The 23,721-nt window shown below is 70.5% G+C and carries 24 protein-coding genes and 2 pseudogenes; 8 read left to right on the top strand and 18 right to left on the bottom strand.

Features of this window, described 5'->3' with window-relative positions; all coding sequences use genetic code 11:
• Positions 1-265 precede the first annotated feature (265 nt).
• From AMK21_RS02515 to AMK21_RS02495, 5 genes are read right to left on the bottom strand one after another with little or no spacing between them, the layout of a single operon-like run.
• Positions 266-994 (bottom strand): HAD family hydrolase, encoded by a 729-nt coding sequence (locus AMK21_RS02515; RefSeq protein WP_267893892.1) that lies wholly within the window; start codon positions 992-994, stop codon positions 266-268.
• Positions 991-2,160: an ABC transporter ATP-binding protein gene (locus AMK21_RS02510; RefSeq protein WP_234421805.1), complete on the bottom strand. Its 1,170-nt coding sequence runs from the start codon at positions 2,158-2,160 to the stop codon at positions 991-993. The genes AMK21_RS02515 and AMK21_RS02510 overlap by 4 nt, the downstream gene beginning before the upstream one ends.
• A gap of 6 nt (positions 2,161-2,166) precedes the next feature.
• Positions 2,167-3,150 carry an ABC transporter permease gene (locus AMK21_RS02505; protein ID WP_073873670.1) on the bottom strand — a complete coding sequence of 328 codons (984 nt, stop codon included), beginning with the start codon at positions 3,148-3,150 and terminating at the stop codon, positions 2,167-2,169.
• The gene (locus AMK21_RS02500; protein WP_073873668.1) at positions 3,138-4,055 is read right to left on the bottom strand and encodes an ABC transporter permease; all 918 of its coding nucleotides are present in this window, start codon (positions 4,053-4,055) and stop codon (positions 3,138-3,140) included. Before AMK21_RS02500 ends, AMK21_RS02505 begins: the two co-directional genes overlap by 13 nt.
• Complete coding sequence (locus tag AMK21_RS02495; protein ID WP_073873666.1) at positions 4,055-5,233, bottom strand: ABC transporter substrate-binding protein; 1,179 nt, start codon at positions 5,231-5,233, stop codon at positions 4,055-4,057. Before AMK21_RS02495 ends, AMK21_RS02500 begins: the two co-directional genes overlap by 1 nt.
• 266 nt (positions 5,234-5,499) lie before the next feature.
• Between AMK21_RS02495 and AMK21_RS02490 the strand changes: the two genes are divergently transcribed.
• Positions 5,500-6,255, top strand: a complete 756-nt coding sequence (locus AMK21_RS02490; RefSeq protein WP_073873664.1) for a GntR family transcriptional regulator — start codon at positions 5,500-5,502, stop codon at positions 6,253-6,255.
• 45 nt (positions 6,256-6,300) lie between these two features.
• On the opposite strand, the gene dusB is transcribed toward AMK21_RS02490, so the two are convergent.
• From dusB to AMK21_RS02465, 4 genes and pseudogenes are all read right to left on the bottom strand, one after another.
• On the bottom strand, positions 6,301-7,449 hold the full coding sequence (dusB, locus tag AMK21_RS02485; protein ID WP_073873662.1) for a tRNA dihydrouridine synthase DusB: 1,149 nt from the start codon (positions 7,447-7,449) through the stop codon (positions 6,301-6,303).
• Between the two features lie 470 nt (positions 7,450-7,919).
• Positions 7,920-8,090, bottom strand: a pseudogene (locus tag AMK21_RS02475) (DapH/DapD/GlmU-related protein); the annotation flags it as partial.
• A 153-nt stretch (positions 8,091-8,243) separates the two neighbouring features.
• Positions 8,244-8,516, bottom strand: coding sequence for a hypothetical protein (locus tag AMK21_RS02470; protein WP_073873660.1), 273 nt, complete (start codon positions 8,514-8,516; stop codon positions 8,244-8,246).
• A 465-nt stretch (positions 8,517-8,981) separates the two neighbouring features.
• Positions 8,982-9,242 carry a hypothetical protein gene (locus tag AMK21_RS02465; protein ID WP_064232464.1) on the bottom strand — a complete coding sequence of 87 codons (261 nt, stop codon included), beginning with the start codon at positions 9,240-9,242 and terminating at the stop codon, positions 8,982-8,984.
• Between the two features lie 116 nt (positions 9,243-9,358).
• On the opposite strand from AMK21_RS02465, the pseudogene AMK21_RS37010 reads away from it, so the two are divergent.
• Positions 9,359-9,526: pseudogene (locus AMK21_RS37010) on the top strand (pyridoxamine 5'-phosphate oxidase family protein); the annotation flags it as partial.
• A 156-nt stretch (positions 9,527-9,682) separates the two neighbouring features.
• On the opposite strand, the gene AMK21_RS02455 reads toward AMK21_RS37010, so the two are convergent.
• From AMK21_RS02455 to AMK21_RS02435, 5 genes are all read right to left on the bottom strand, one after another.
• Entirely contained in the window at positions 9,683-10,555 is an 873-nt protein-coding gene (locus AMK21_RS02455; RefSeq protein WP_234421818.1) for a glutaminase, read from the bottom strand.
• A 364-nt stretch (positions 10,556-10,919) separates the two neighbouring features.
• Entirely contained in the window at positions 10,920-11,627 is a 708-nt protein-coding gene (locus AMK21_RS02450) for an ester cyclase (protein ID WP_234421804.1), read from the bottom strand.
• 278 nt (positions 11,628-11,905) lie between these two features.
• A complete protein-coding gene (locus AMK21_RS02445; protein WP_073873654.1) occupies positions 11,906-12,124 on the bottom strand; it encodes a DUF6243 family protein in 219 nt (72 codons plus the stop codon).
• Positions 12,125-12,298: 174 nt separating this feature from the next.
• A complete protein-coding gene (locus AMK21_RS02440; RefSeq protein WP_073873652.1) occupies positions 12,299-12,502 on the bottom strand; it encodes a hypothetical protein in 204 nt (67 codons plus the stop codon).
• 103 nt (positions 12,503-12,605) lie between these two features.
• A complete protein-coding gene (locus tag AMK21_RS02435; protein WP_073873650.1) occupies positions 12,606-13,988 on the bottom strand; it encodes a glycine--tRNA ligase in 1,383 nt (460 codons plus the stop codon).
• Positions 13,989-14,222: 234 nt separating this feature from the next.
• Here AMK21_RS02435 and AMK21_RS02430 point away from each other — a divergent pair, with 234 nt between their 5' ends.
• The 4 genes from AMK21_RS02430 to AMK21_RS02415 all read left to right on the top strand — a co-directional run bounded on the left by AMK21_RS02430 (position 14,223) and on the right by AMK21_RS02415 (position 17,490).
• Positions 14,223-15,251 (top strand): metal ABC transporter substrate-binding protein, encoded by a 1,029-nt coding sequence (locus AMK21_RS02430; RefSeq protein WP_073873648.1) that lies wholly within the window; start codon positions 14,223-14,225, stop codon positions 15,249-15,251.
• Positions 15,252-15,287: 36 nt separating this feature from the next.
• Positions 15,288-16,091 carry a metal ABC transporter ATP-binding protein gene (locus AMK21_RS02425; RefSeq protein WP_073874237.1) on the top strand — a complete coding sequence of 268 codons (804 nt, stop codon included), beginning with the start codon at positions 15,288-15,290 and terminating at the stop codon, positions 16,089-16,091.
• Complete coding sequence (locus AMK21_RS02420) at positions 16,091-16,990, top strand: metal ABC transporter permease (RefSeq protein ID WP_073873646.1); 900 nt, start codon at positions 16,091-16,093, stop codon at positions 16,988-16,990. The genes AMK21_RS02425 and AMK21_RS02420 overlap by 1 nt, the downstream gene beginning before the upstream one ends.
• A 65-nt stretch (positions 16,991-17,055) precedes the next feature.
• Entirely contained in the window at positions 17,056-17,490 is a 435-nt protein-coding gene (locus tag AMK21_RS02415) for a Fur family transcriptional regulator (RefSeq protein ID WP_073873644.1), read from the top strand.
• Between the two features lie 66 nt (positions 17,491-17,556).
• Here AMK21_RS02415 and AMK21_RS02410 read toward each other — a convergent pair whose 3' ends face one another.
• From AMK21_RS02410 to leuA, 4 genes are all read right to left on the bottom strand, one after another.
• Positions 17,557-18,384 carry an isoprenyl transferase gene (locus AMK21_RS02410; protein ID WP_073873642.1) on the bottom strand — a complete coding sequence of 276 codons (828 nt, stop codon included), beginning with the start codon at positions 18,382-18,384 and terminating at the stop codon, positions 17,557-17,559.
• 81 nt (positions 18,385-18,465) lie between these two features.
• Entirely contained in the window at positions 18,466-19,212 is a 747-nt protein-coding gene (gene recO, locus AMK21_RS02405; RefSeq protein WP_073873640.1) for a DNA repair protein RecO, read from the bottom strand.
• 58 nt (positions 19,213-19,270) lie between these two features.
• Positions 19,271-19,975 carry a TerB family tellurite resistance protein gene (locus tag AMK21_RS02400; protein WP_073873638.1) on the bottom strand — a complete coding sequence of 235 codons (705 nt, stop codon included), beginning with the start codon at positions 19,973-19,975 and terminating at the stop codon, positions 19,271-19,273.
• Positions 19,976-20,180: 205 nt separating this feature from the next.
• Entirely contained in the window at positions 20,181-21,965 is a 1,785-nt protein-coding gene (gene leuA, locus AMK21_RS02395) for a 2-isopropylmalate synthase (protein WP_073874235.1), read from the bottom strand.
• 293 nt (positions 21,966-22,258) lie between these two features.
• Here leuA and AMK21_RS02390 point away from each other — a divergent pair, with 293 nt between their 5' ends.
• Positions 22,259-23,338: a M4 family metallopeptidase gene (locus AMK21_RS02390; protein ID WP_073873636.1), complete on the top strand. Its 1,080-nt coding sequence runs from the start codon at positions 22,259-22,261 to the stop codon at positions 23,336-23,338.
• Positions 23,339-23,432: 94 nt separating this feature from the next.
• The gene (locus AMK21_RS02385; protein ID WP_073873634.1) at positions 23,433-23,699 is read left to right on the top strand and encodes a protealysin inhibitor emfourin; all 267 of its coding nucleotides are present in this window, start codon (positions 23,433-23,435) and stop codon (positions 23,697-23,699) included.
• Positions 23,700-23,721: the final 22 nt, after the last annotated feature.

The raw sequence follows: 23,721 nt of genomic DNA, 5'->3' as shown, positions 1-23,721 counted from the left end.
GTCCACTTGGTCGTCATACGGCCGCAACCACCCGTCCGCCAGCAGATCTAAAGAAGCTCTTCGGCGGGCGGGCCGCGGCTATCCGTTCAGTTCCTGAAGGCAGCATGGCCATTTCTTGACCCTCGACTCTCATGTGAGCGGGCCACTCCGCACCTGAGTACACTTCCCGAAGGCTGACACATGGCACTGAGTGCCAGGTCTTCCAGAAGTGCAGCCACCGCCATAACGCTCATCTGAGCGCACCCCCGATCAAGGGTGGCGCGAATCACGCTGGTTTCGGACCCTGGATTTCAGGATTCGGACGGCTCAGGCAGTCGCTCAGCACCCCGAGGTCCACCTCTTCCAGGCTACGGGCGAACGTCCGCGCCCGCCCTGGGGCGACCGGGAGCAGCGACGGAACCACCAGCACCGCACACCCCGCGGCGTCGGCGGAGGCGGTGCCGTCCGGGGAGTCCTCCACCGCCACACAGGCGGCGGGGTCGGCGGCGAACCGCTCGGCGGCCGCGCGGTAGGGATCCGGGTAGGGCTTGGTCCGTACGGTGTCGTCGGCCGACAGCGTGAAGGCGAAGTCCACCCCGGCCAGCGACCCGGCCACCACCGCGTCCACCACGCTCCGGGGCGAGGCACTGACCAGGGCGAACGGCACTCCGGCGCCTTCGAGCGAAGCCAGCAGCGCGGCGGCTCCGGGGCGCAGCGGGGCGCCCGCGTCGACCTTGCGGAAGAAGGAGTCGGTCAGCTCGGCGGCGGTGCGCTCCAGCGCGGCGGCCCGGTCGGCGGCGGTGTCAGGGAGCGCGGAGGCGTCGCCGCCGGTCACCTCGATCAGATGAGCGGCGGTGTCGGCGACGGCCCGGCCGACGACCTCCGGGGCGTCGGCTTCGCTCAGCCGGTGGCCGAGCCCGGCCGCGACCTCGCGGGCCGTCTCCCACCAGAGCACCTCGGTGTCGACCAGGGTGCCGTCCATGTCGAAAAGGACGGCGGCGGGGGCGGTCTTCACGCCTCCACCCGGTGGTCGTCGGCGTTCACGGCATCGGGTGCCGTCGTCCCCCGTACGGGCACGACCAGCACCGGGCGCCGGACCGGGGTGGCCCGGGCCCGCACCCCGGGAGCGAGCTCCGTGGCGTCCCGGGAGGGGAGGTCGGCCTTGATCGCGACGCCGTCCGGGAGGTCGAGGAGGACCCGGGTGACCGAGCCGAGGAAGGAGGCGGAGACGACCGTGGCCGTACCGTCCGCGTCGGCCGTGACACCGATGCTCTCGGGGCGTATGAGGACGTCGACCGGACCCCGGCCCGCCGGGATGTTCCCGTCGACCGGGAGGGTGGCGCCCGCGACCTCCACCGAACCGTCCCCGGTCAGCCGGCCCGGCACCCGGTTCATGGTGCCGACGAACTCGGCGACGAACGGCGTGGCGGGGCGCTCGTACAGCTCGGCGGGGGGCGCGCACTGCTCCAGGCGGCCCGCGTTGAGGACGGCGACCCGGTCGGCCATGGAGAGGGCCTCCTCCTGGTCGTGGGTGACGAAGATGGTGGTGATCCCGAGCGCCAGCTGGAGGCGGCGGATCTCCTCGCGCAGGGTGAGCCGGACCTTTGCGTCGAGTGCCGAGAGCGGCTCGTCCAGGAGCAGGACCCTGGGGCGCAGGGCGAGGGCGCGGGCCAGGGCGACGCGCTGCTGCTGGCCGCCGGACATCTGGTGCGGGTAGCGGTCTCCGTGGGCGGGGAGCCCGACGAGTTCGAGGAGCTCGTTCGCGGTGGCGTGCCGCTCAGCGGTCGCGACGCCCTTCATCCGAGGGCCGAAGGCGACGTTGTCACGGGCGTTGAGGTGCGGGAAGAGGCTGTAGGACTGGAAGACCATCCCGGCGTCGCGCCGGCTGGCGGGGACCGGGGTGATGTCCTTTCCGTCGACGAGGACCTCGCCGGAGTCGGGCTGCTCGAACCCGGCGAGGACCCGCAGCGCGGTGGTCTTGCCGCAGCCGGAGGGGCCCAGCAGGGCGAGGAGCTCGCCGGGCTCGGCGGTGAGGTTGAGGCCGTCGAGGGCGACGGTGGGGCCGAACGCCCGGCGCAGGGAGCGGAACTCCACCCGGGCTCCGGTGACGGCCCGCCCGTCGGACGCGGCGGCCTTGGCCGGCTCGGGACGTCCGGCGGTGGCGGTGGGCAGGGCTGACATGGGTGGCTACTCCTTGCCGGGTACGGGAGTGGGGGCGGCGGCCGGGACGGTGGTGATGGCCGGGGCGGAGGCGGTGGCTCCGGCGCCCGGCACGACGGTGGCGGGCCCGGCTCCGGCGGCCGGGATCGCGGTGGCCGAGGCGGAGGACCCGGTTCCGGCGCGCGAGAGGACGAGCAGCAGGGCCCAGGTGATGAGCAGGGAGAGCAGGGAGACGGCGACCGACATCCGGGCCTCCGCGCCGGAGACGGTGACGATCCACACCGCGAAGGGCCGGAAGCCCAGCAGCGAGGCGACGGTGTACTCGCCGAGCACCAGCGCCAGGGTGAGGAAGGAGGCCCCGGCGAGCGAGGAGCGCAGGTTGGGCAGGATGACGCTCACGATCACCTGCAGCCGGCTCGCCCCGCAGTTCCGGGCCGCCTCCACCAGCGTGGGCACGTCGACGGCACGCAGTCCCGCGTCCAGCGAGCGGTGCACGAAGGGCAGCGCCAGCACGGTGTAGGCGAGCACCAGCACCACCGGGAACGACTCGTTCTGGACGGCGAGGAAGGTCTGGTAGAGCGGGGTGCGCGAGAAGTGGTCCGGGCCCCAGCGCAGCACGGTGGCGATCCCGGTGACCAGGGCGATCGGCGGCACCACCAGCGGCAGCATGCAGACGATCTCCACGACGGCCCGCAGCCGGGGCGGCCCGAGCCGCACCGCGACGAGCGCGGGGACGACGAGCAGCAGGGCGAGCGCGATGGTGGCGGCGGCGAGGGAGAGCGAGAGCAACAGGCTCTCGGTGAACCCGTCGGCCGACAGGATGCCGGTGTACGCCTCGAAGGTGAGGCCCTGGTTCGGCACATGGACGGTGAAGACGAACGAGGAGAGCAGCGGGGTGACGAAGTACAGCCCGGCGACGGCCAGTACGGCACCGCGCCAGTAGCGGGGGCGCGTACGGCGGGCCTTCCCCGGGGCGAAGGCCTCGGGGGCGGCGGTGGTCAGTGCAGCCATCGGGAGCTCCGTCGCTGGAGGGGCAGATAGACCGCCATCACCAGTCCGGCGATCACGATCATGTCGAGGCTCAGCGCCAGGGCCACGTTCTCCTGGCCGACCAGGACGTTCCCGGAGAGCGCGTCGGCGATCTTCAGGGTGACCAGCGGTACGGAGCCGCCGACGAGGGCGGCGGCCGTGGCGTGCGCGGCGAAGGCGCTCCCGAAGAGGAGGACGAACCCGCCGAGCAGCGACGGCGCGAGCACCGGCAGTCCGACGTACCGCCAGAACTGCCAGGCGGTGGCGCCGTTGTTGCGGGCGGCCTCCCGCCACTGGGGGCGCAGTCCGTCCAGCGCCGGGACGACGACGATCACCATGAGCGGGATGAGGAAGTAGAGGTAGATGACGGTGAGCCCGGTGAAGGAGTAGAGGTTCCAGCCGAGCGCGTCCAGGTGGCCGAGCTGCGTGACCACACCGGAGATGCCGAGGGTGGCGACGAAGGCGAAGGCCAGCGGGATGCCGCCGAAGTTGGCGAGCACGCCGGAGGCGGTGAGCACGGCCCCGCGCAGCGAGCCGCGCCGGGAGGTGACGACGGCCTGGGCGATCAGCACACCGAAGACGGTGGCGATGGCGGCGGTGAGCGCGGAGAGCTGGACGCTGCCGGTGAGCGAGGTGAGGTAGGGCCCCTGGAGCGAGCGTGTCAGGTGCTCACCGGTGAACTCCGTGGTGCCGGCGACCGGGTCGGTACGGGTGATTGCCCCGTACAGCAGCGCGCCGGCGGGCAGTCCGAAGCAGAGCCCTGCGAAGACGAGCAGCGGGAGGGCCCCGAGCCAGGCGCGGGGCGGCCGGCGACGGCGCGTCGGGCCGCCGGCCTTCACAGGGGCCGCCCCGGGTCCCGGGGCGGCGGTCGGGTGGGATGGGGTCATCAGGAGACGGCCTTGTCCCAGTTCTCGGAGAGCGTGGCGTTGGCCTTGTCGAGCTCCTCGGAGGAGGGGAACGTCGGCGTGCCCTCGACGGCGGGAAGCTTGGCGACGAAGGTCTTGTCGGCCGTCCCGTCCTCGGTCATGGCGGGCAGCAGCACCGGGCGGGCGTACCCCTTGAGCCAGAGGTTCTGGCCCTCGGCGCTGTACAGGTACTCCATCCACAGGCGGGCGGCCGCCGGGTGGGGGGCGTCCTTGTTGACGGCCTGCGAGTAGAACTGGGCGTAGACCCCGTCCTTCGGTACGGAGACCTTCCAGTCGACGCCCTTGCCCTTGAACTGGTCGGCGTACCCGGCGTTCAGGTAGTCCCAGTCGATGCTGATCGGCGTCTCGCCCTTCTCGACGGTGGCCGGGGTGGACTCGACGGGGATGAAGTTGCCGCTCTTCTTCAGCTTGCCGAAGAAGTCGATGCCGGGCTGGATGTCCCCGAAGGACCCCTTGTTGGCCAGGGACGCCGCGTACACGCCGCCGAAGGCGGAGCCGGACTTGGTCGGGTTGCCGTTGAGGGCGACCTTGCCCTTGTACTCGGGCTTCAGCAGGTCCGCGAAGGTCTCGGGGCAGGTCTTGATGCGGGCGGCGTCGCAGCCGATGGAGACATAGCCGCCGTAGTCGTTGTACCAGCGGCCGTCGGCGTCCTTCTGGCTGTCGGGGATCTTGTCCCAGGTGGCGACCTTGTACGGGGCGAAGAGGTTCTCGGCGGCGCCGCTGCGGGCGAAGGCGATGCCGAGGTCGAGGACGTCGGGGGCGCGCTTCTGGCCCTTGCGGGACTTGACGGCGGCTATCTCGTCGGAGCTGGACGCGTCCGGGGTCTCGCTCTTGATCTTGATCTTGTACTTGGCCTGGAAGGCCTCGATGATCTCGCCGTAGTTCGCCCAGTCCGGCGGCAGGGCGATCACGTTGAGCTCGCCCTCCTTCTCGGCGGCGGCGACCAGCTTCTCCAGCCCGCCGAAGTCGGCGACCGAGGTGGCCTCGGTGGACTTCACCCCGTTCGCACCGGTCGCCACCTTCTCCTCGGGCGCGGCGCCGCACGCGGTGAGGGCGGTGAGCGCGGCGGTGGAGAGGGCGAGGGCGGCAACGGCACGGCTGTTGGCGCGGATACGGGGACGGGGTCGGGCTCTGCGCACGGTAGGTCTCCCAGGAGCGAAGCGTGAGGGCCACTTGTTCATACAAGCTGGCACCAGTTCGCCCGGGCCAGGTGTCCGGGAAGTTAACGTCCCATGTCTGCTGCCGCAAGAGGGCGGGAAGAGGAAAGCTCACTATCCAGGGGTTCTGGTAGATAACGACCTCGCATCGAAACGCGTTGCGACGACGCTAGAGTGAGTGGCAGGACCGTCACCGAGAAGCGGACCTGTACACAGCGCATCCTGCGCACGGAGAGCCGAGGGGACGCATGGGCGCTACGCGCTACCGGGAGATCGCCGAGTCGCTGCGGCACGCCATCCGCACCGGCACCTATCCGCTCGGCTCCCGGCTGCCGTCCGAGAGCGACCTCTCCGCCCGCTGGAAGGTCTCCCGCGGCACGGTCCGCCAGGCGGTGGCGCTGCTGGCCTCCGAGGGCCTGATCGGCTCCCGGCAAGGGGCCCGCCGGGTCGTGCTGCGCCAGGAGCGCCGCCAGAGCTTCCAGCAGCTCAACAGCTTCGCGCAGTGGGCGCAGGCGATGGGGTGCGAGGTCGCCAGCCGCATCCTGGCCCGCACGGTGCGGACCGCGACCGACGAGGAGGCCGAACGCCTCGACGCCGAGCCGGGCAGCGAGGTGCTGTACGTCCTGCGGCTGCGGTGGCTGGACGGGGAGCCGGTGATGGTGGAGCGGACGGTGTACGCGGACTGGGTGGCCCCGGCCGTCCTGGCACTGCCGGAGGACTGCGTCTCGATCATGGACAGCATCGCGGAGCGGGCGGACATCGTCGCGCACTACGGCGAGCACCTGATCGACGCGGTCGCGGCGGGCAGCGAGGACGCCCGGCTGCTGCGGGTGCGCCGGGCCAGTCCGCTGCTGCGCCAGCGCCACCTGACGTACACGGCGGCGGGACGGGCCATCGAGTGGACGGACGACCGCTACCGGGCGGGGAGCGTGGTCTTCAACGTGATGAACTCGGCGGGCGCGGCCCCGCTGGAGCGCCGGGCGGGGCCGGACGTACGGGGCTGAGGTCTCGTACGCGTACGGACTCAGCCGCCTCGTACGCGTGCGGACTCAGCCGCCGGAGGTGTCCAGCTCCGCGTCGGCGCTGACACCAGCGCAGTCGTACGGGTCCTTCAGCCAGCCGTCCGGCAGGACGACCCGGTTGTTGCCCGAGGTCCGCCCGCGCGGCCCGTCGGCGCCATCGGGCCAGGGCTGGTCGAGGTCCAGCTCGTGCAGCTGCCCGCCCAGCTCCTCCAGCGACGAGGTGACGGCCAGCTTCTTGCGCATCTCGGAGCCGACGGCGAAGCCCTTCAGATACCAGGCCACGTGCTTACGGAAGTCGATCACGCCACGGGCCTCGTCGCCGATCCACTCCCCCAGCAGCGTCGCGTGCCGCACCATGACGTCCGCGACCTCGCGCAGGGTGGGCGCGTGCCGGGTCGCGCTGCCCTCCATGGCGTTCACCAGATCGGCGAAGAGCCAGGGCCGCCCGAGGCACCCGCGACCGACCACGACACCGTCGCACCCGGTCTCGCGCATCATCCGCAGGGCGTCGTCGGCGCACCAGATGTCGCCGTTGCCGAGGACGGGAATCTCCGGGACGTGCTCCTTGAGCCGGGCGATGGCGTCCCAGTCGGCGGTGCCGCCGTAATGCTGTGCGGTGGTGCGCCCGTGCAGGGCGACAGCCGTCACACCCTCCTCGACGGCGATGCGCCCCGCGTCGAGGAACGTGAGGTGGTCGTCGTCGATGCCCTTGCGCATCTTGATGGTGACGGGGAGGTCCCCGGCGCCTGAGACGGCCTCCTTGAGGATGGCCCGCAGCAGGGGCCGCTTGTACGGCAGCGCGGAGCCGCCGCCCTTGCGGGTGACCTTGGGGACGGGGCAGCCGAAGTTGAGGTCGATGTGGTCGGCGAGGTTCTCGTCGACGATCATCCGGACGGCCTTGCCGACGGTGACCGGGTCCACCCCGTACAGCTGGATCGAGCGCGGGGTCTCGGTCGCGTCGAAGTGGATGAGCTGCATGGTCTTCTCGTTGCGCTCGACCAGCGCCCGCGTGGTGATCATCTCGCTGACGAACAGCCCCTTGCCCCCGGAGAACTCCCGGCACAGCGTCCGGAACGGGGCGTTGGTGATACCGGCCATGGGCGCGAGGACCACAGGCGGCTGCACGGTGTGCGGGCCGACGCGGAGCTGCGGGAGGGCGGGGGCGAGCGTGGTCATTGCTCCATTGTCGCGTACGCGGGAGAGGTGGCGGGCTCGGGCTTGCGCGTACGCGCAAGGAGTGGCGGCCGGCGGCCGAAACACGAGCTCGGCCGCGGTGAGGGCCATGGCGATCGGACGCGCCCAGCAGAGTAGGGCGCCGACCAAACGGGCGGCGCGGTTGGTTCTGCGAAACCCGGGCAACTCCATGACCCGCGGGGGCAAGAACCACTACTGCCTCACCGACGCACTCGGCAGCGTCGTGGCTCTGGCCGACGAGGCGGGCACGAAGGTCAACACGTACGCCTACAGCCCCTGCGGCGCGCAACGCGCCGCCACGAGTGAGCAGATCCCCCCAGCCGTACCGCTTCGCGGGCGGCTACCGGGACCCCACCGGCTGGTTGATGACATCTGCGCACCTTACCGACGGGTGTCGACGCCTTCCTTCCTCACGTGGTCCATGGGGCCCACGTACTGCCCGAGGACTTCCCTCACCACCGGCGGTTCACCGTGGCCTTCGGGCCGGTCACCAGGCTGGCCGCCGGGACGTCCTCGGCCACCACCGCCCCAGCGGCGATCACCGCGTCCTTGCCGATCGTGACGCCCGGCAGGATCGTGGCGCCGGCCCCGATCCAGACGTTCTCCCCGACGTGGATGGGGTTCTCGCCGCTGTCGCGGTCCCGCTCCTCTTCTGGAGCCTGGCCCGCCGCCGCCCGAACCGGTAGGGCTCGCCGCGTCGGCCGAGCGCCGAGCAGACGCACACCAGGAGCCCGAGGCGCTGTCCGCCTCGGGCTCCCGGGCGTCACCCGGCTCGATCACATGCTGGCGAAGACCGCGCCGAGGACCATGCCGCCCACCAGACCGATGGCGCTGACGACGATGGCGACCGTGGAGAGCCGCTCGTGCCGGACGGCCTTGGCGATGACGGCCATCACCAGGCCGGCCAGGGCGAAGACGATCGGCAGGATGATGAACCCGATCACGCCCAGGACGATCGCGATGATGCTGAACACGTTGCTGCTCGCCCCGCGCTGAGGCGCGCCGTGGTGCTGCTGCCCGGTCGGCTGGTTGCCGTACTGCGTAGTCATCTGCCACTCCTTCGGGACGGTCGCTCCGAGACCCGATCCCGATGTGGACCGGCCTGTCCCTCGGGTTCCCCGAAGTGCCGTGCTGACACGGCTACTTGGACTCGGCGGCAAGGGCGATCCGGTGCAGCCGCTCCAGCCGGGTGCGGGTCCTCTCGTCCGACGACGGGTAGCTGACCAGGCGCGGCCCGCTCGCCGGACCGCGCCAGCGGCGGGCCGACCGGCTGGGCCGCGTACCGCTGGTGGTGCCGAGCCTGCCTGCTCTTCAAGGCGAAGCACGCCCGTCCGAAGGATCAGGCGGGCTTCGCCACGACCTCCCTCACCTGTCCCCGACCCGGCGCGGGACCCTGACCGGGCTGCTGGCCCGCGTGCACCCGGGCCATCCCTGGCTCGGGGACCTGTAGCGCCCGCGCCGTCCACGCTCCCCTTGATGTTCCTCGGAGGTCAGGCTTGATGTTCCCCGGGAGCTCAGGCCTGCTGGGGGTGACCGCCGTCACCGTCGACCACGAGCCGGTCGGTTCCGGGCTCCTCCCCTCCTTCGACCACCGTCACGTCGATCTTCCCGTCGCCGGTGGTGTCGAACTGGTAGAGATCCGCGACGCCGTCACCGGTCGTGTCCGTCATCCACACGTCAGGTTTTCCGTCGCCGTTGGTGTCCGCGCTGAGAAGGACATGGTGCTCGTCCCCCTGGGTGACCGTCGCTTCTTCGGTGGGGCCGTTGGTTTCCATGGCGGCCGGTTGCCCCCGGGGGGCGGTTCAAAACCGCGACGGTCCGCGGTGCCGGAAGATACGGGCTTCACACTCCGTTCGACGCAGGCATACGCAACCTGCTCTCGACGCAGAACATGTGCGTGATCGCGACGGCAGGCCCGGAAGGCCCCCTCGCGACACCCGTACGGTACTTCTCCCTCGACTTCGCGGTGATGTTCAGTACGGCTCCGGGCTCCCCGAAGATGAGGAACCTCGCCGCCGATCCGCGTGTCTCGGTGGGGATCTTCGCCCCGCTGGTCAAAGAGGCCAGCAGCCGGGGGGCTCAGCTCTTCGGGCGGGCTCGCGTGCTGTCCGAGGACGACCCCGACTTCGAGCACTACTGGCCGGCCACTGGCGCGGCGCGAGGGCTTCGCGCCGCGCCAGTTCTGGACCAGGTAGGCCGTAGGCCCAGCAGCACGTCAGAAGACGGACAGCCCGGTGAGCGTGGTGAACCGGTCGAGGGCCGACACACCCGCCACCGAGTTGCCGCGCCGGTCGAGGCCCGGGCTCCAGACGCACAGGGTGCACACCCCGGGCACGATGGCGATGATCCCGCCGCCGACGCCGCTCTTGCCGGGCAGCCCCACCCGGTAGGCGAACTCTCCGGCCGCGTCGTACGTCCCGCAGGTGAGCATGACCGCGTTGACCTGCTTCGCCTGGCTGCGGGTCAGCAGCGCCGACCCGTCGGCCCGGACACCGTGCCGGGCCAGGAACCCGGCAGCGAGGGCCAGGTCCGCGCACGAGGCCTCGATGGAGCACTGGCGGAAGTAGGCGGCGAGCAAGGTGGGGACCGGGAGCGTGATGTTGCCGTAGGAGGCCATGAAGTGGGCCAGCGCGGCGTTGCGGTCCCCGAAGGCCGCTTCGGAGGCGGCGACCTCCGGCATGAAGTCGATGGCGGGGTTGCCGCTCTCCGTGCGCAGCAGCTCCCGCACCTGGCCGGCGGCGTCCCCGGTCAGGGCCTGCAGCCGGTCGGTCACCACCAGGGCGCCGGCGTTGATGAAGGGGTTACGCGGGATCCCGTTCTCGTACTCCAGCTGCACCAGGGAGTTGAAGGGGTTGCCCGAGGGCTCGCGGCCCACGCCCTGCCAAAGCTGCCCGCCGTCCAGGGAGAGCGCCAGGGCCAAGGCGAACACCTTGGAGATGGACTGCGTCGAGAACGGCTGCTGCCAGTCGCCGACACCGTAGACGGTCCCGTCCGGCTCCGCGACAGCCATGCCGAACCGCCGGGGGGCGGCACCGGCGAGCATCGGTATGTAGTCGGCGGGGATGCCGTGGTCGGTGAGCGTGGCCATCTCCTCGGCGATGCGGCTGATCACCGCGCTGAAGCGGTGGGAGCCGGTGCGCGGGGCGGGAGTGCCTACCCGAGGGGCGGCGGAGGCGGCGGAGGTGTGGGGCACGGCGTTTCCTGACGGGGAGGTGTGCGAGCAGGCCCAGCCCCGAGGGGGCGGCCGGGGTCCAGGCGGGCGGTCCCCATCAGTCTGACCCGCCCGCCGGAAGCGGCCAAACAAAGCCCCTCGCGTCACACTCCCCGGACACGGCTCGCCGGGTGGCCCCATCGGCCTCCGCTTCTGCGCCCCGGTGCTGGGGCCGGGCATCACGACCCCATGCCACGTCCCGGGCGCGTCCGGGACGGTGTCGCGGCGTGCGGCCGGAGGGCTACTGGTCCTCGATGACGCCCAGTTGCTGCATGATCCCCAGGTCGTCGGTGTTCCACCAGCTCTCCGTGTACTTGCCGCCGACACAGCGGAAGGTCGCGTGCCCGGTGCCTTTCACCTCCCTGCCGGTGGCTTCGACGCCCTGGTATTCGCCGACGTGCCGACCGGTGAAGCTGAAACGCACCGCGACCGTGTCGCCTTCGGCGACCATGCCCTCGATGACGGCCTGCGGCCGGAAGGCCTCCATGATCTCTCGGCTCTCCCGCTTGGCGTCCTCCGTACCCATGTCGTACGAGGACAGCGACGGGTCGTGCTCGCGGTAGTCGGCCGCGCACAGCTCGTCCATGACGTCGTAGTCGCCGTTGTTGACGAACTCGTCGAAGTAGCGGCGCACCGCCTCCTTGTTGAGGTGCTCGTCCCGGATAACGTCCAGGTCGGTGAACGAGGGTTCGGTCTCGCAGAGAGCGACCATCTCCCGGAAGAACCGCTCGGTCTCCGGCAGGTTCGAGTTCCTCATCGCCTCCTCGTAGGAAGGGAACTCGACGATCTCCACCAGGTGCGAGGCATCCGAGCGGTCGTGGCCCGTCATCGCGTGCGTCGCTGTCCGTTTGCCCGAGGTGGCCTCCGCCCAGGAGTCCATCACCTTGTTCAACTCGTCGATGTGTTTCGACCGGAAGTCGATCATCTGGACGAATGACATGACGCTCATCTCCCATCAGGCCAGGAGCGTCCCCGACCCAATCTACGCCTGCCCCACCGCCCTGTCCTGCGGGCGAAAGCACTGGTCAGCGGCGCGCAACCGCTGCTCCTCCGCTGCACGCGACGTCTGCCGACTCCCAGCTGGGCACGCCGGAACGAGCGGTCACCTGAGCCGTTCTCCCCGGGTACGGCCGTGGGCCCGGATCACGGATGATCCGGGCCCACGGCCGTGTGCGGTGGAGCCGGGTCGCGTACGCGGTGAGGCCGTACGTGACGCCTGCGGGTGCGTCAGCTCTGCGCGGGGCCGTCCTGCTCGCCCGGCTCGGTGGCGGTCGTGGCCGCCTGCGCCTCGGCGCGCTCGCGCATCTTGCGGACGAGCTCCTGCCTCTTGTCCTCGGCCACCTTGCGGTCGGCCCCTCGCGCGGAACCCGCGCCCTGCTGTTCGGCCCGGGACAGCTTCTTGCGCTGTCCGCCGACGCCGAGAAGGTTGTTGCGGCTCTTGGCCACGGCGTTCTCCCATTCGTGGTGAGAAGTGAGGAAGGAAGTGATCAGGTGATCGCGATCGATCGATCCGGTGGGCGGCGGGTGGTCGGGTCCCCGCCGCGCTCTCACTCGTAGATCTGGAAGAACGAAGACATGCCGGAACGGTACCCCGCTCCCGGAGCACCCCGCACCAGATTTTCAGGCCGTCGGGTCGACCGTCGCCTGGTGGGCCTCGGTCAGGTGCTCCTGGGCCTTCAGCCAGGGCAGGAACTGCGCCGAGCGGCGCCAGCCGCAGGTGGAGCACCTCAGCTCGCGCGACATGCCCGACTTCCGTACCTGCACGACGTGTTCACGACCGTGCTGGTCCCATCTGGTGACCTTGCTGGTGGTGATCGACGGCATCGCGTACCTCCCGGGACGACGGCGGGGGGGGCTCCGGTGGACTGTATGACGAAGCCCCCGGTTCCGTACCCGGAACCGGGGGCCTCACGCGCCTACGGGGGCGTCAGCAGCCGATCAGTCGGGCGCCGAGATACGCCTGGATCTGGTCCAGGGAGACGCGCTCCTGCTTCATCGTGTCGCGCTCGCGCACGGTCACCGCGTTGTCGTCCAGGGTGTCGAAGTCGACGGTGACGCAGAACGGGGTGCCGATCTCGTCCTGGCGGCGGTAGCGGCGGCCGATGGCGCCGGCGTCGTCGAACTCGATGTTCCAGTTCTTGCGCAGGTCGGTCGCCAGGCCCTTGGCCTTCGGCGAGAGCTGCGGGTTGCGGGAGAGCGGCAGGACCGCGACCTTGACCGGCGCCAGGCGCGGGTCGAGGCGCATCACGGTGCGCTTCTCCATGACGCCCTTGGCGTTGGGCGCCTCGTCCTCGATGTAGGCGTCGAGCAGGAACGCCAGCATCGCGCGGCCGACTCCGGCCGCGGGCTCGATGACGTACGGCGTCCAGCGCTCGCCGGCCTCCTGGTCGTAGTACTGGAGGTCGGTGCCCGAGGCCTTGGAGTGCGCCTTGAGGTCGTAGTCGGTGCGATTGGCGACGCCCTCCAGCTCGCCCCACTCGCTGCCGCCGAAGCGGAAGCGGTACTCGATGTCCGCGGTGCGCTTGGAGTAGTGGGAGAGTTTCTCCTGCGGGTGCTCGAACCAGCGCATGTTCTCCTCGCGCATGCCGAGGTCCGTGTACCAGTTCCAGCGCTGGTCCATCCAGTACTGCTGCCACTCCTCGTCCTCGCCCGGCTTGACGAAGAACTCCATCTCCATCTGCTCGAACTCGCGGGTCCGGAAGATGAAGTTGCCCGGAGTGATCTCGTTCCGGAAGGACTTGCCGACCTGCGCGATGCCGAACGGCGGCTTCTTGCGGGAGGTCTGCTGCACCTGGCCGAAGTTGGTGAAGATGCCCTGGGCGGTCTCGGGGCGCAGGTAGGCGACCGAGCCGGAGTCCTGGGTGGGGCCGAGGTGGGTGGAGAGCAGGCCCGAGAACTCCTTGGGCTCGGTGAAGGTGCCCTTGTTGCCGCAGTTGGGGCAGTTGAGGTCGGCGAGACCGTTGACCGGCGGCTTGCCGTGCTTCTCCTCGTACGCCTCCTCCAGGTGGTCGGCGCGGTAGCGCTTGTGACAGGAGGTGCACTCGGTCAGCGGGTCCGAGAAGGTGGCGACGTGACCCGAGGCGACCCAGACGTCCGGGGCCAGGATGACCGACGAGTCGAGACCGACCACGTCCTCGCGCGAAGTGACCATGTAGCGCCACCACTGGCGCTTCAGGTTCTCCTTCATCTCGACGCCCAGCGGCCCGTAGTCCCAGGCGGCGCGCTGACCACCGTAGATCTCACTGGAGGGGTAGACGAAGCCACGGCGCTTGCTCAGGCTGACGATGGTGTCGATCTTGTCGGCGGCCACGGTGCTCTCTTCATTACGACGGCGAAATTGGACAGGTGCGGCGCGTAGCGCCTCGGTGGGGGGGGGGTGGTGGTCGGGAGACGGGCGGGCGAATGCTTCAGATTACCGGCGGGCGCACCCCTGGGATCAAATCGGTGGGGGGTCCGGCGATCTTCGACCCCTCCCTATGTGATCTTCCGGGCATCTCATCAGTCTTGTTGACAATCGTTTCCACTTTTGTTGAAAATGACTGTCATGAACGTACGCCGCCTCATACCCACCACCGCCGTCGCCGGAGCAGTCGTCCTCGGTCTGACCGCTCTCTCGGCCTGCTCCACCTCCGACGCAGCGGACGGGGGCAACGGCGACAAGCTGAAGGTGACCGCGTCGTTCTACCCGATGCAGTTCCTGGCCGAGAGGATCGGCGGCGAGCACGTCGCCGTCACCAGCCTCACCAAGCCGGGTGTCGAGCCGCACGACCTGGAGCTCACACCCCGCCAGATCGGCTCCATCAGCGAGTCCGACTACGTGCTCTACCTCAAGGGCATCCAGCCCGCCGTGGACGACGCGATTGCGCAGTCCGGTGTGAAGAACACCGTCGACGCCGCGACCCTCACCACGCTGGAGAACCACGGAGCAGAGGTCAGTGGCCACGATCAAGGCCACGAAGGCGAAGAAGAGCACGGGGACGAGCACGGCCACGAGGAAGAAGCCCACGAGGAGCACTCCGAGGGCGACGGCCACAACCACGGCGAGGACGGCGGCGCCGACCCGCACATCTGGCTGGACCCGGTGAAGTACGCCGAGGTCGCCAAGGGTGTCGGCAAGTCGCTGGAGAAGGCCGACCCCGACCACGCCGCCGACTACAGGAAGAACACCGAGGCCCTGGTCGGCGAGCTGAACAAGCTCAACACGGCGTTCGAGACCGGGCTGAAGAACACCGCCACCAAGACCTTCATCACCACCCACTCCGCCTTCGGCTACCTCGCCGAGCGCTACGGGCTCACCCAGCAGGGCATCGCGGGCATCGACCCCGAGGCCGAGCCGACCCCCGCACGCATTCAGGAGATCCACACCGTCGCGGAGAAGGAGAAGGCCACCACGGTCTTCTTCGAGACGCTCGCCAGCGACCGGACCGCGAAGACCCTCGCGAAGGACACCGGGCTCAAGACCGGCATCCTGGACCCGCTGGAGGGAATCACGGAGAAGTCCCAGGGCGCTGACTACATCGAGGTCATGGAGTCCAACCTCGCCGCGCTGCAGAAGGCACTCGGCGCGAAGTGACCCGCATCACTCGTGACGTTCGGATCGGAGGCGCTCATGCCGGAGCGTGAGAGCACCGCCCACGACCCCGTGGGCGCCACCCGCGAGCCCGTGGTCAGCCTGCGCGGCGCCACGGCCACCCTCGGCGCGCGCCCCGTGCTGCGCGGGGTGGACCTCACCGTGCACCGCGGCGAGGTCGTCGCCCTGCTGGGCGCCAACGGTTCCGGCAAGTCCACCGCCGTACGGTCCGCCATCGGCCAGGTCCCGCTGACCGGCGGCACCGTCGAGCTGTTCGGCACCGAGCTGCGGCGCTTCCGGCAGTGGGGCCGGATCGGTTACGTGCCCCAGCGCACCACGGCCGCCGGCGGGGTGCCCGCCACGATCCGCGAGGTCGTCGCCTCCGGCCGGCTGGCCCGTACGAAGCTGCGGTGGCCCGGGAGGGCGGACCGGGCGGCCGTCGACCGGGCCATCGAGCTGGTGGGCCTGGCCGACCGCGCCAAGGACTCCGTGAGCGCCCTGTCGGGCGGCCAGCACCAGCGGGTCCTGATCGCCCGCGCCCTGGCCGCCGAACCGGAGCTGCTGATCATGGACGAGCCGATGGCCGGGGTGGACCTGGCCAGCCAGGAGATCCTGGCGGCGACCCTGCGCGAGCAGGTGGCCCTGTCCACCTCCGTGCTTCTCGTGCTGCACGAGCTGGGCCCGCTGGAGCCGCTGATCGACCGGGCCGTGGTCCTGCGCGACGGCTGTGTGACGCACGACGGGCCGCCGCCGGAGGCGCTCGGCCAGCACGCGCTGCCCGGCCACGACCACGTACACCCCCACGCGGCCGCCGAGCCCGTACGGACGGGACTGCTGACCTGATGTTCCTCGAGATCCTGAACCCACCCTTCATGCAGCGGGCGCTCGTCGCGGCCGTCCTGGTCGGCATCACCGCGCCCGCCATCGGCGTCTACCTGGTCCAGCGCCGCCAGGCCCTCATGGGCGACGGCATCGGGCACATCGCGTTGACCGGTGTCGGCCTCGGCTTCCTGCTCTCCACCAGCCCCGTCTGGATGGCCACCGTCGTCGCCGTGGCCGGTGCGGTCGTCATGGAGCTGATCCGCTGGTACGGGCACACGCGCGGCGACCTCGCCCTGGCGATGCTCTTCTACGGGGGCATGGCGGGCGGCGTCATGCTGATCAACCTCTCCGACACCGGCTCCAACGCCAACCTGACCTCGTACCTCTTCGGCTCGCTCTCCACCGTCTCCGAGTCCGATGTCATCGCGATCTGTGTGCTGGCCGCCTTCGTGGTGCTGGTCACCGTGGGGCTGCGGCGGCAGCTGTTCGCGGTCAGCCAGGACGAGGAGTTCGCCCGGGTGACCGGGCTGCCGGTGCGGGTGCTGAACCTGCTGATCGCGGTGGTGGCCGCCGTGACGGTGACCGTCGCGATGCGGGTCGTCGGGCTGCTGCTGGTCAGCGCGCTGATGGTGGTGCCGGTGGCGGCCGCCCAGCAGATCACCAGGTCCTTCAAGGTGACGTTCGTGCTCTCCGTGGTGATCGGCACGGGGGTGACGCTGGCCGGCACCGTGACCTCGTACTACCAGGACGTTCCGCCGGGCGCGACGATCGTGCTGCTGGCCATCGCGGTGTTCGTCGCGCTGACCGCGCTCGCGGCTCCGCTGGCGAAACGGCGGGCCCGGGTGAGCGAGGCCAAGGGCGCGGAGTGCACCCTGGAGGTACCGGCGGCCCGCCGGGGAGCGGACGACCTGCGCGTTTGAGTGCGGCGCCCGGGCGGGCTGGCACAATGGCCCGACACATGTACGGGCGACACGAGGAGGCACCTGTGGCCACGGCGCCGATCAGTGGCACGAACGCAGCGCCGGTACGCGGCCGGTCCACCCGGCAGCGGGCGGCGGTGGCGGCGGCCCTCGACGAGGTCGACGAGTTCCGCAGCGCCCAGGAGCTGCACGACGTCCTCAAGCACCGCGGCGACTCCGTGGGCCTGACCACGGTCTACCGGACCCTGCAGTCCCTCGCCGACGCGGGTGAGGTCGACGTCCTGCGCACCACCGAGGGCGAGGCCGTCTACCGGCGGTGCTCGACCGGCGACCATCACCACCACCTGGTCTGCCGGCTCTGCGGCAAGGCGGTGGAGGTCGAGGGTCCCGCCGTCGAACAGTGGGCCGAGACGATCGCCGCCCAGCACGGCTACGTGAACGTCGCGCACACCGTCGAGATCTTCGGCACATGTGCGGAGTGCGCCGCCGGCAAGAAGTAGGCGCGCGAACGTGAAGGAGGGCGGTCCCGGTACGCGTACCGGGACCGCCCTCCTTCACGTCCTACGTCACTTCTTGGCGGCCTCCGCCGCCTCCACGGCCTCCGCCCCGCCGAAGCGGCGGTCGCGCTGCGCGTACTCCAGGCAGGCCCGCCACAGGTCCCGGCGGTCGAAATCCGGCCACAGGACGTCCTGGAAGACCATCTCGGCGTACGCGCTCTGCCAGATCAGGTAGTTCGAGGTGCGCTGTTCGCCGCTGGGGCGCACGAAGAGGTCCACGTCCGGCATGTCCGGGTAGTACGTGTACTTCGCGAAGGTCTTCTCGTTGACCTTGGACGGGTCCAGTTTCCCGGCCGCCACGTCCTGGGCGATGCGCTGCGCGGCGTCCGCGATCTCGGCGCGGCCGCCGTAGTTGACGCAGAAGTACAGCGTCATCTTGTCGTTGCCCTTGGTCTGCTCCTGGGCGACCTGGAGCTCCTGGACGACGGACTTCCACAGCTTGGGCATGCGGCCCACCCAGCGGATCCGGATGCCGAGCTCGTCCATCTCGTCGCGGCGGCGCCGGATCACGTCGCGGTTGAAGTTCATCAGGAACTTCACCTCGTCCGGCGAGCGCTTCCAGTTCTCCGTGGAGAAGGCGTAGAGCGAGAGGTTCTTGACGCCCATCTCGATGCACCCCTTGAGCACGTCCATGACGACGCCCTCACCGACCTTGTGGCCCTCGGTGCGGGGCAGACCCCGCTCCTTGGCCCAGCGGCCGTTGCCGTCCATCACGACGGCGACGTGCTGGGGCACCAGCTCGCCGGGGATCTTCGGAGGCGTCGCGCCCGAGGGGTGCGGCTCGGGGGTCTTGTACGTGCGCCGGTTACGGCCGCCGAGGATCCCGCGTACTGCCATGAGGTTCTCAGTCTCCCTGTGTCACTTCTTCACGCGACGCGTCGCTCTCTTGGGGCCCGCGTCACTCTCTCAGGACCCGCGTCACTTCTCCACGTACCGCAGCGAGCGCAGGCCGCGCTCCAGATGCCAGTGCAGATAGGCGGACACCAGCCCGCTCCCCTCCCTGACATGACGCGCCTCGCACGCGTCCGCCGTCGCCCAGTCGCCGCTCAGCAGCGCGCTCAGCAGTTCGAGTGCCTGTGCCGAGGGTACGACGCTCCCCGGGACCCGGCAGTCACCGCATATGACGCCCCCCGCCGCGACGGAGAAGAACCGGTTGGGGCCCGGCATCCCGCACTTGGCGCAGTCCTCGAAGCTCGGCGCGTACCCGTTCACCGCGAGCGAGCGCAGCAGGAACGCGTCCAGTATCAGGTGGGGCGCGTGCTCGCCGCGGGCGAGGGTGCGCAGGCCGCCGACGAGGAGCAGGTACTGCTGGACGGCCGGTTCGCCCTCGTGGTCGGTGAACCGCTCGGCAGTCTCCAGCATCGCGGTGCCGGCCGTGTAGCGGGCGTAGTCGGCGACGATCCCGCCGCCGTACGGGGCGATGGTCTCGCTCTGGGTGCAGAGCGGCAGGCCGCGGCCGACCAGCTCGCTGCCCCGGGCGAAGAACTGCACGTCGACGTGGGAGAAGGGTTCCAGGCGGGCACCGAACTTGGACTTGGTGCGGCGCACCCCCCGGGCGACAGCGCGGACCCGGCCGTGGCCGCGGGTCAGGATCGTGATGATCCGGTCGGCCTCGCCCAGTTTCTGCGTACGCAGCACGACGCCGTCGTCCCGGAACAAGCTCATGGGGCCATTGTCGCGCACACCCGGACGGCCGTTCGCCCTCAGGAGATCCCAGGAGGCCCTAGGAGGGCGTACGTGCTGCCGCGGTGAGCAGGCGGGCGGTGTCGTCTGCCGGGAGCTTCAGGGCGCCGCCCACCGCCGTCAGGACCTCACGCTCGGCCGGACTGTAGACCCCGTCGGCGAGCGCGATCCTGGCGCCCTGGAGGAGGACCGACTCGCGGCCGGCTGGGGCCAGGTGCGGGGCGAGCGGGGCCAGCACCTCGTGCAGCTCGATGGCGAGGGTCGCGCCGCACGCCTCGGCCGCCGGGTCGGACCGGCCGCCGTACCCGGTGTCGGCGGCGAGTACCTCCACCACGGTGTACAGCTGCTCCTGGGTGCAGTCGTCGAGCCCGGCGTCCCGTACGACTCCGACCGCGGTGTCCAGGACCGTACGGGAGGTGGTCCCGCCGGCCGCGAGGACGGCCAGGGTGACGGTGTGGACGGCCTCCCGGAGCATCGAGGAGAACTGGGTGGTGGTCGGGTGGTCCAGGGCGTCAGGGGCGAAGCGGGCGCGGCAGGCGGCGCACTCCACGACGGGCCCGGTCTCGCCCCGGCCGGCCAGCGGGATGCCGAGGACGGTGAGCCGGCGGCGGCCGGCCAGGCGGCGGTAGTTGCGGTCGCCGCCGCAGCCGGGGCAGAAGAAGGCGCCGTCACCGACGGCGTCCCAGACCGTGCGGATGCCGCAGAGGACCGGCCTCAGAGCGCGTTGTCCTTTGGCTGACCGCACGTCGCACACCTCCGTAACGCTCCGGCAACTTTGCCGTGTGTTGGACGTGATGTTAGCCACATGCGCGAGGCGGCGTCAGTAGCCCGGAGGTCACAACCCTCGGATATGGCCGAACCCCGACCGCCCGGAGCGGGCGGTCGGGGTTCTGGGACTGCTGCCGTACGGGGTCAAAGCGGACGTCCGTACGAGGGGGCGTCCGGCCGGGTCAGCGGGAGGCGCGGTTGACCGCGGAGACGACCGCCTTGAGCGAGGCGCGGGTGGTGTTGGCGTCGATGCCGATGCCCCACAGCACCTTGCCGTCGATGGCGCACTCGATGTACGAGGCGGCCTGGGCGCTGGCACCCTCGCTCATCGTGTGCTCGGTGTAGTCCAGCAGCCGGGCGTCGATGCCGATGGCCTGCAGCGCTTCGAAGAACGCGGAGATCGGTCCGTTGCCCGTACCGGTCAGGACGGTGTCCGCGCCGTCCACGTTGGCCTCGACGGTCAGGGTGTCCTGGCCGTCGGTGTCGGTGGTGGTCTGGCCGGAACGCAGCTGGATGCGTCCCCATCGAGCCGCGGTGTTCTCGGCATTCGGCAGGTACTCGTCCTGGAAGGTGGACCAGATCTGCGTCGGGGTGACCTCGCCGCCCTCGGCGTCGGTCTTGGCCTGAATGATCCGGGAGAACTCGATCTGCATCCGGCGCGGCAGGTCCAGCTTGTGGTCGTTCTTCAGGACGTACGCGATACCGCCCTTGCCGGACTGCGAGTTGACCCGGATGACCGCCTCGTAGGAGCGGCCGACGTCCTTCGGGTCGATCGGCAGGTAGGGCACGGCCCACTCGATGTCGTCGACCGTCCTGCCCTGGGCCGCCGCGTCCTTCTCCATCGCGTCGAAGCCCTTCTTGATGGCGTCCTGGTGGGAGCCGGAGAAGGCGGTGTAGACCAGGTCGCCCGCGTACGGGTGGCGCGGGTGGATCTCCATCTGGTTGCAGTACTCGCTGGTGCGGCGGATCTCGTCGATCTGCGAGAAGTCGATCTGCGGGTCCACGCCCTGCGAGAACAGGTTCATGCCCAGGGTGACCAGGTCGACGTTGCCGGTCCGCTCGCCCTGGCCGAACAGGCAGCCTTCGATGCGGTCGGCGCCGGCCATGATGGCCAGCTCGGCCGCCGCCACCGCCGTACCCCGGTCGTTGTGCGGGTGGACCGACAGGCAGACGAACTCGCGGCGGGACAGGTTGCGCGACATCCACTCGAAGCGGTCCGCGTGGGTGGAGGGCGTGGAGCGCTCCACGGTGGCGGGCAGGTTCAGGATGATCTCGCGGCCCTCCTCGGGCTGCCAGACGTCGCAGACCGCCTCGCAGACCTCCAGGGCGAAGTCCAGCTCGGTGTCGGTGAAGATCTCCGGGCTGTACTGGTAGCCGAAGACCGTCTCGGGGCCCAGGATCTTCTCCGCGTACTCCATCACCAGCCGCGTACCGTCCACCGCGATCTGCTTGACCTGCTCCTTGGAGCCCCGGAAGACCACACGGCGGAAGGTGGGGGCGGTGGCGTTGTACAGGTGGACGGTGGCCCGGCGCGCGCCGACCAGCGACTGGACGGTCCGCTCGATCAGCTCCTCGCGGGCCTGCGTCAGGACGGAGATCGTCACGTCCTCGGGGATCGCGCCCTCTTCGATGATGGAGCGGACGAAGGCGAAGTCGGTCTCGCCGGAGGACGGGAAGCCGACCTCGATCTCCTTGTAGCCCATGCGTACGAGCAGGTCGAACATCTCGCGCTTGCGGGCCGGCGACATCGGGTCGATCAGCGCCTGGTTGCCGTCGCGCAGATCGGTGGACAGCCAGCGGGGCGCCACGGTGATCCGGTTGTCGGGCCAGGTGCGGTGGGCGATGTCCACGGCCTCGTAACCGCGGTACTTGTGGACCGGCATCCCGGACGGCTTCTGCAGCTGCGTCGCGTTGGTGACGGGGGTGGGGCGGCCGACGGAATCACTGGCGGGGTTCACGGTGGTCATGGCGTAGGGCTCCTCGGGGTCCGACATGGGGTCGGCCGACGGTGTCGCTGCAGCACCAGACTCCGCGGGGAGGGGGTCGGCCTACGACTACAGGCCCTCGCCGCGGCAGCTAAGGAGAAGCAGCCCGAAACGCATGGTGCGACGAGCCTAGCCGAGGGTGGCCCGGGGTGTCGGTCCGTATCAGTATGCGGGACCGGGCATCTATGAGGGGGAAACGGTGACTCATCACTCCATTTCGTCAATCATCGTCGCAACCAGTGACAGTGCGGTCACGGAGTGCCACAGTCGTTTCCATGCAGCCTCGAACCAACGATGACGGGCTCCACCCCGTCTTCTGCACCATCGTGCCGCCCCACGTCCTCGACAAGCTGTCGCACTCCGGCGACGCCCGACTGGCCGATCCGGCCCGCCGCACCCTGGAGGCCGACGGCCTCCGCCGTGACCGCCGCCGGCTGACGGCCCTGGCCGCCGCGCCCGCCACCCCCACGGCGGGCGCGGTCCCCACCAAGCCCCACCGCACCCTGTACGACTGCGGGAACGGCACATCCCTGCCGGGCACCAAGGTCCGCGACGAGGGCGAGAAGCCCACCTCGGACGCCAGCGTCAACCGCGCGTACGCCGGACTCGGCGCCACCTTCGAACTGCTGCTCTCCGCCTACGGACGCAGTTCGATCGACGGCAAGGGCCTGCCCCTCATCGGCTCCGTCCACTACGGCCACGAGTACAACAACGCGTTCTTCGACGGCGAGCAGATGGTCTTCGGCGACGGTGACGGGGAGATCTTCCTCGACTTCACCCACGCCATCGACGTCATCGCCCACGAACTGGCCCACGGCCTCACCCAGTACACCGCCAACCTGCGCTACGAGGGCCAGTCGGGCGCGCTCAACGAGTCCGTCTCCGACGTGTTCGGCTCGCTGGTCAAGCAGTTCTCGCTGGGCCAGAGCGCCGAGCAGGCCGACTGGCTGATCGGGGCCGGACTGCTGGCGCCCCGGGTCAGCGGGGACGCCCTGCGCTCGATGAAGGCCCCCGGCACGGCGTACGACGACGATGTGCTCGGCAAGGACCCGCAGCCCGCGTCGATGGAGGAGTACGTCGAGACGGAGCAGGACAACGGCGGGGTCCACATCAACTCCGGCATCCCCAACCGCGCCTTCTACCTCCTGGCCACCGCGCTGGGCGGCAACGCCTGGGAGCGGGCCGGGCAGATCTGGTTCGACGTGCTGACCGGCGGCGAGCTGACGGCCACCGCGGACTTCGAGGAATTCGCCCGGCTGACGGCCGCGGCGGCCGGCGACCGCTTCGGCGAGCGCGGCGAGAAGGAGGCGGTCCTGAAGGCCTGGTCCGAGGTGGGGGTGCCGACGGCGGAGTGAGGCGGGCATGACCGCCTCGGAGTGAGGCGGGCTCGAGCCATCACCGAGCAGGGCGGGCTTGAGCCCGCGACCGGCCCCGGCTAGACAGGACCCCATGCGTATTCAGGTCACCCGGACCGGCGGCTTCGCCGGCATCTCCCGCCACCATGAGGTCGACACCGAGGGCCGTCAGGACGCGGCGGAGTGGGAGTCGCTCGCCGAGGAGGTCCTCGCCACCGCTCCGGACGCGCCGCCGTCCGGGGTGCCGGACGGATTCCGGTACCGGATCACGGTCGGGGACCGCACCGTGTACTGCGCTGACCCCGATCTGACCGGGGCCCAGCGCACGCTGGTCTCACGCATCCTCAAGGAGGGCGCGTGAGACCGGCCCCGGCTTCAAGAGG

This window comes from Streptomyces sp. CB00316 (assembly GCF_001905595.1).
Classification (GTDB): domain Bacteria; phylum Actinomycetota; class Actinomycetes; order Streptomycetales; family Streptomycetaceae; genus Streptomyces.
Note: the sequence above shows the minus strand (reverse complement) of the source record. Positions and strands in the feature narration are given on the sequence as shown.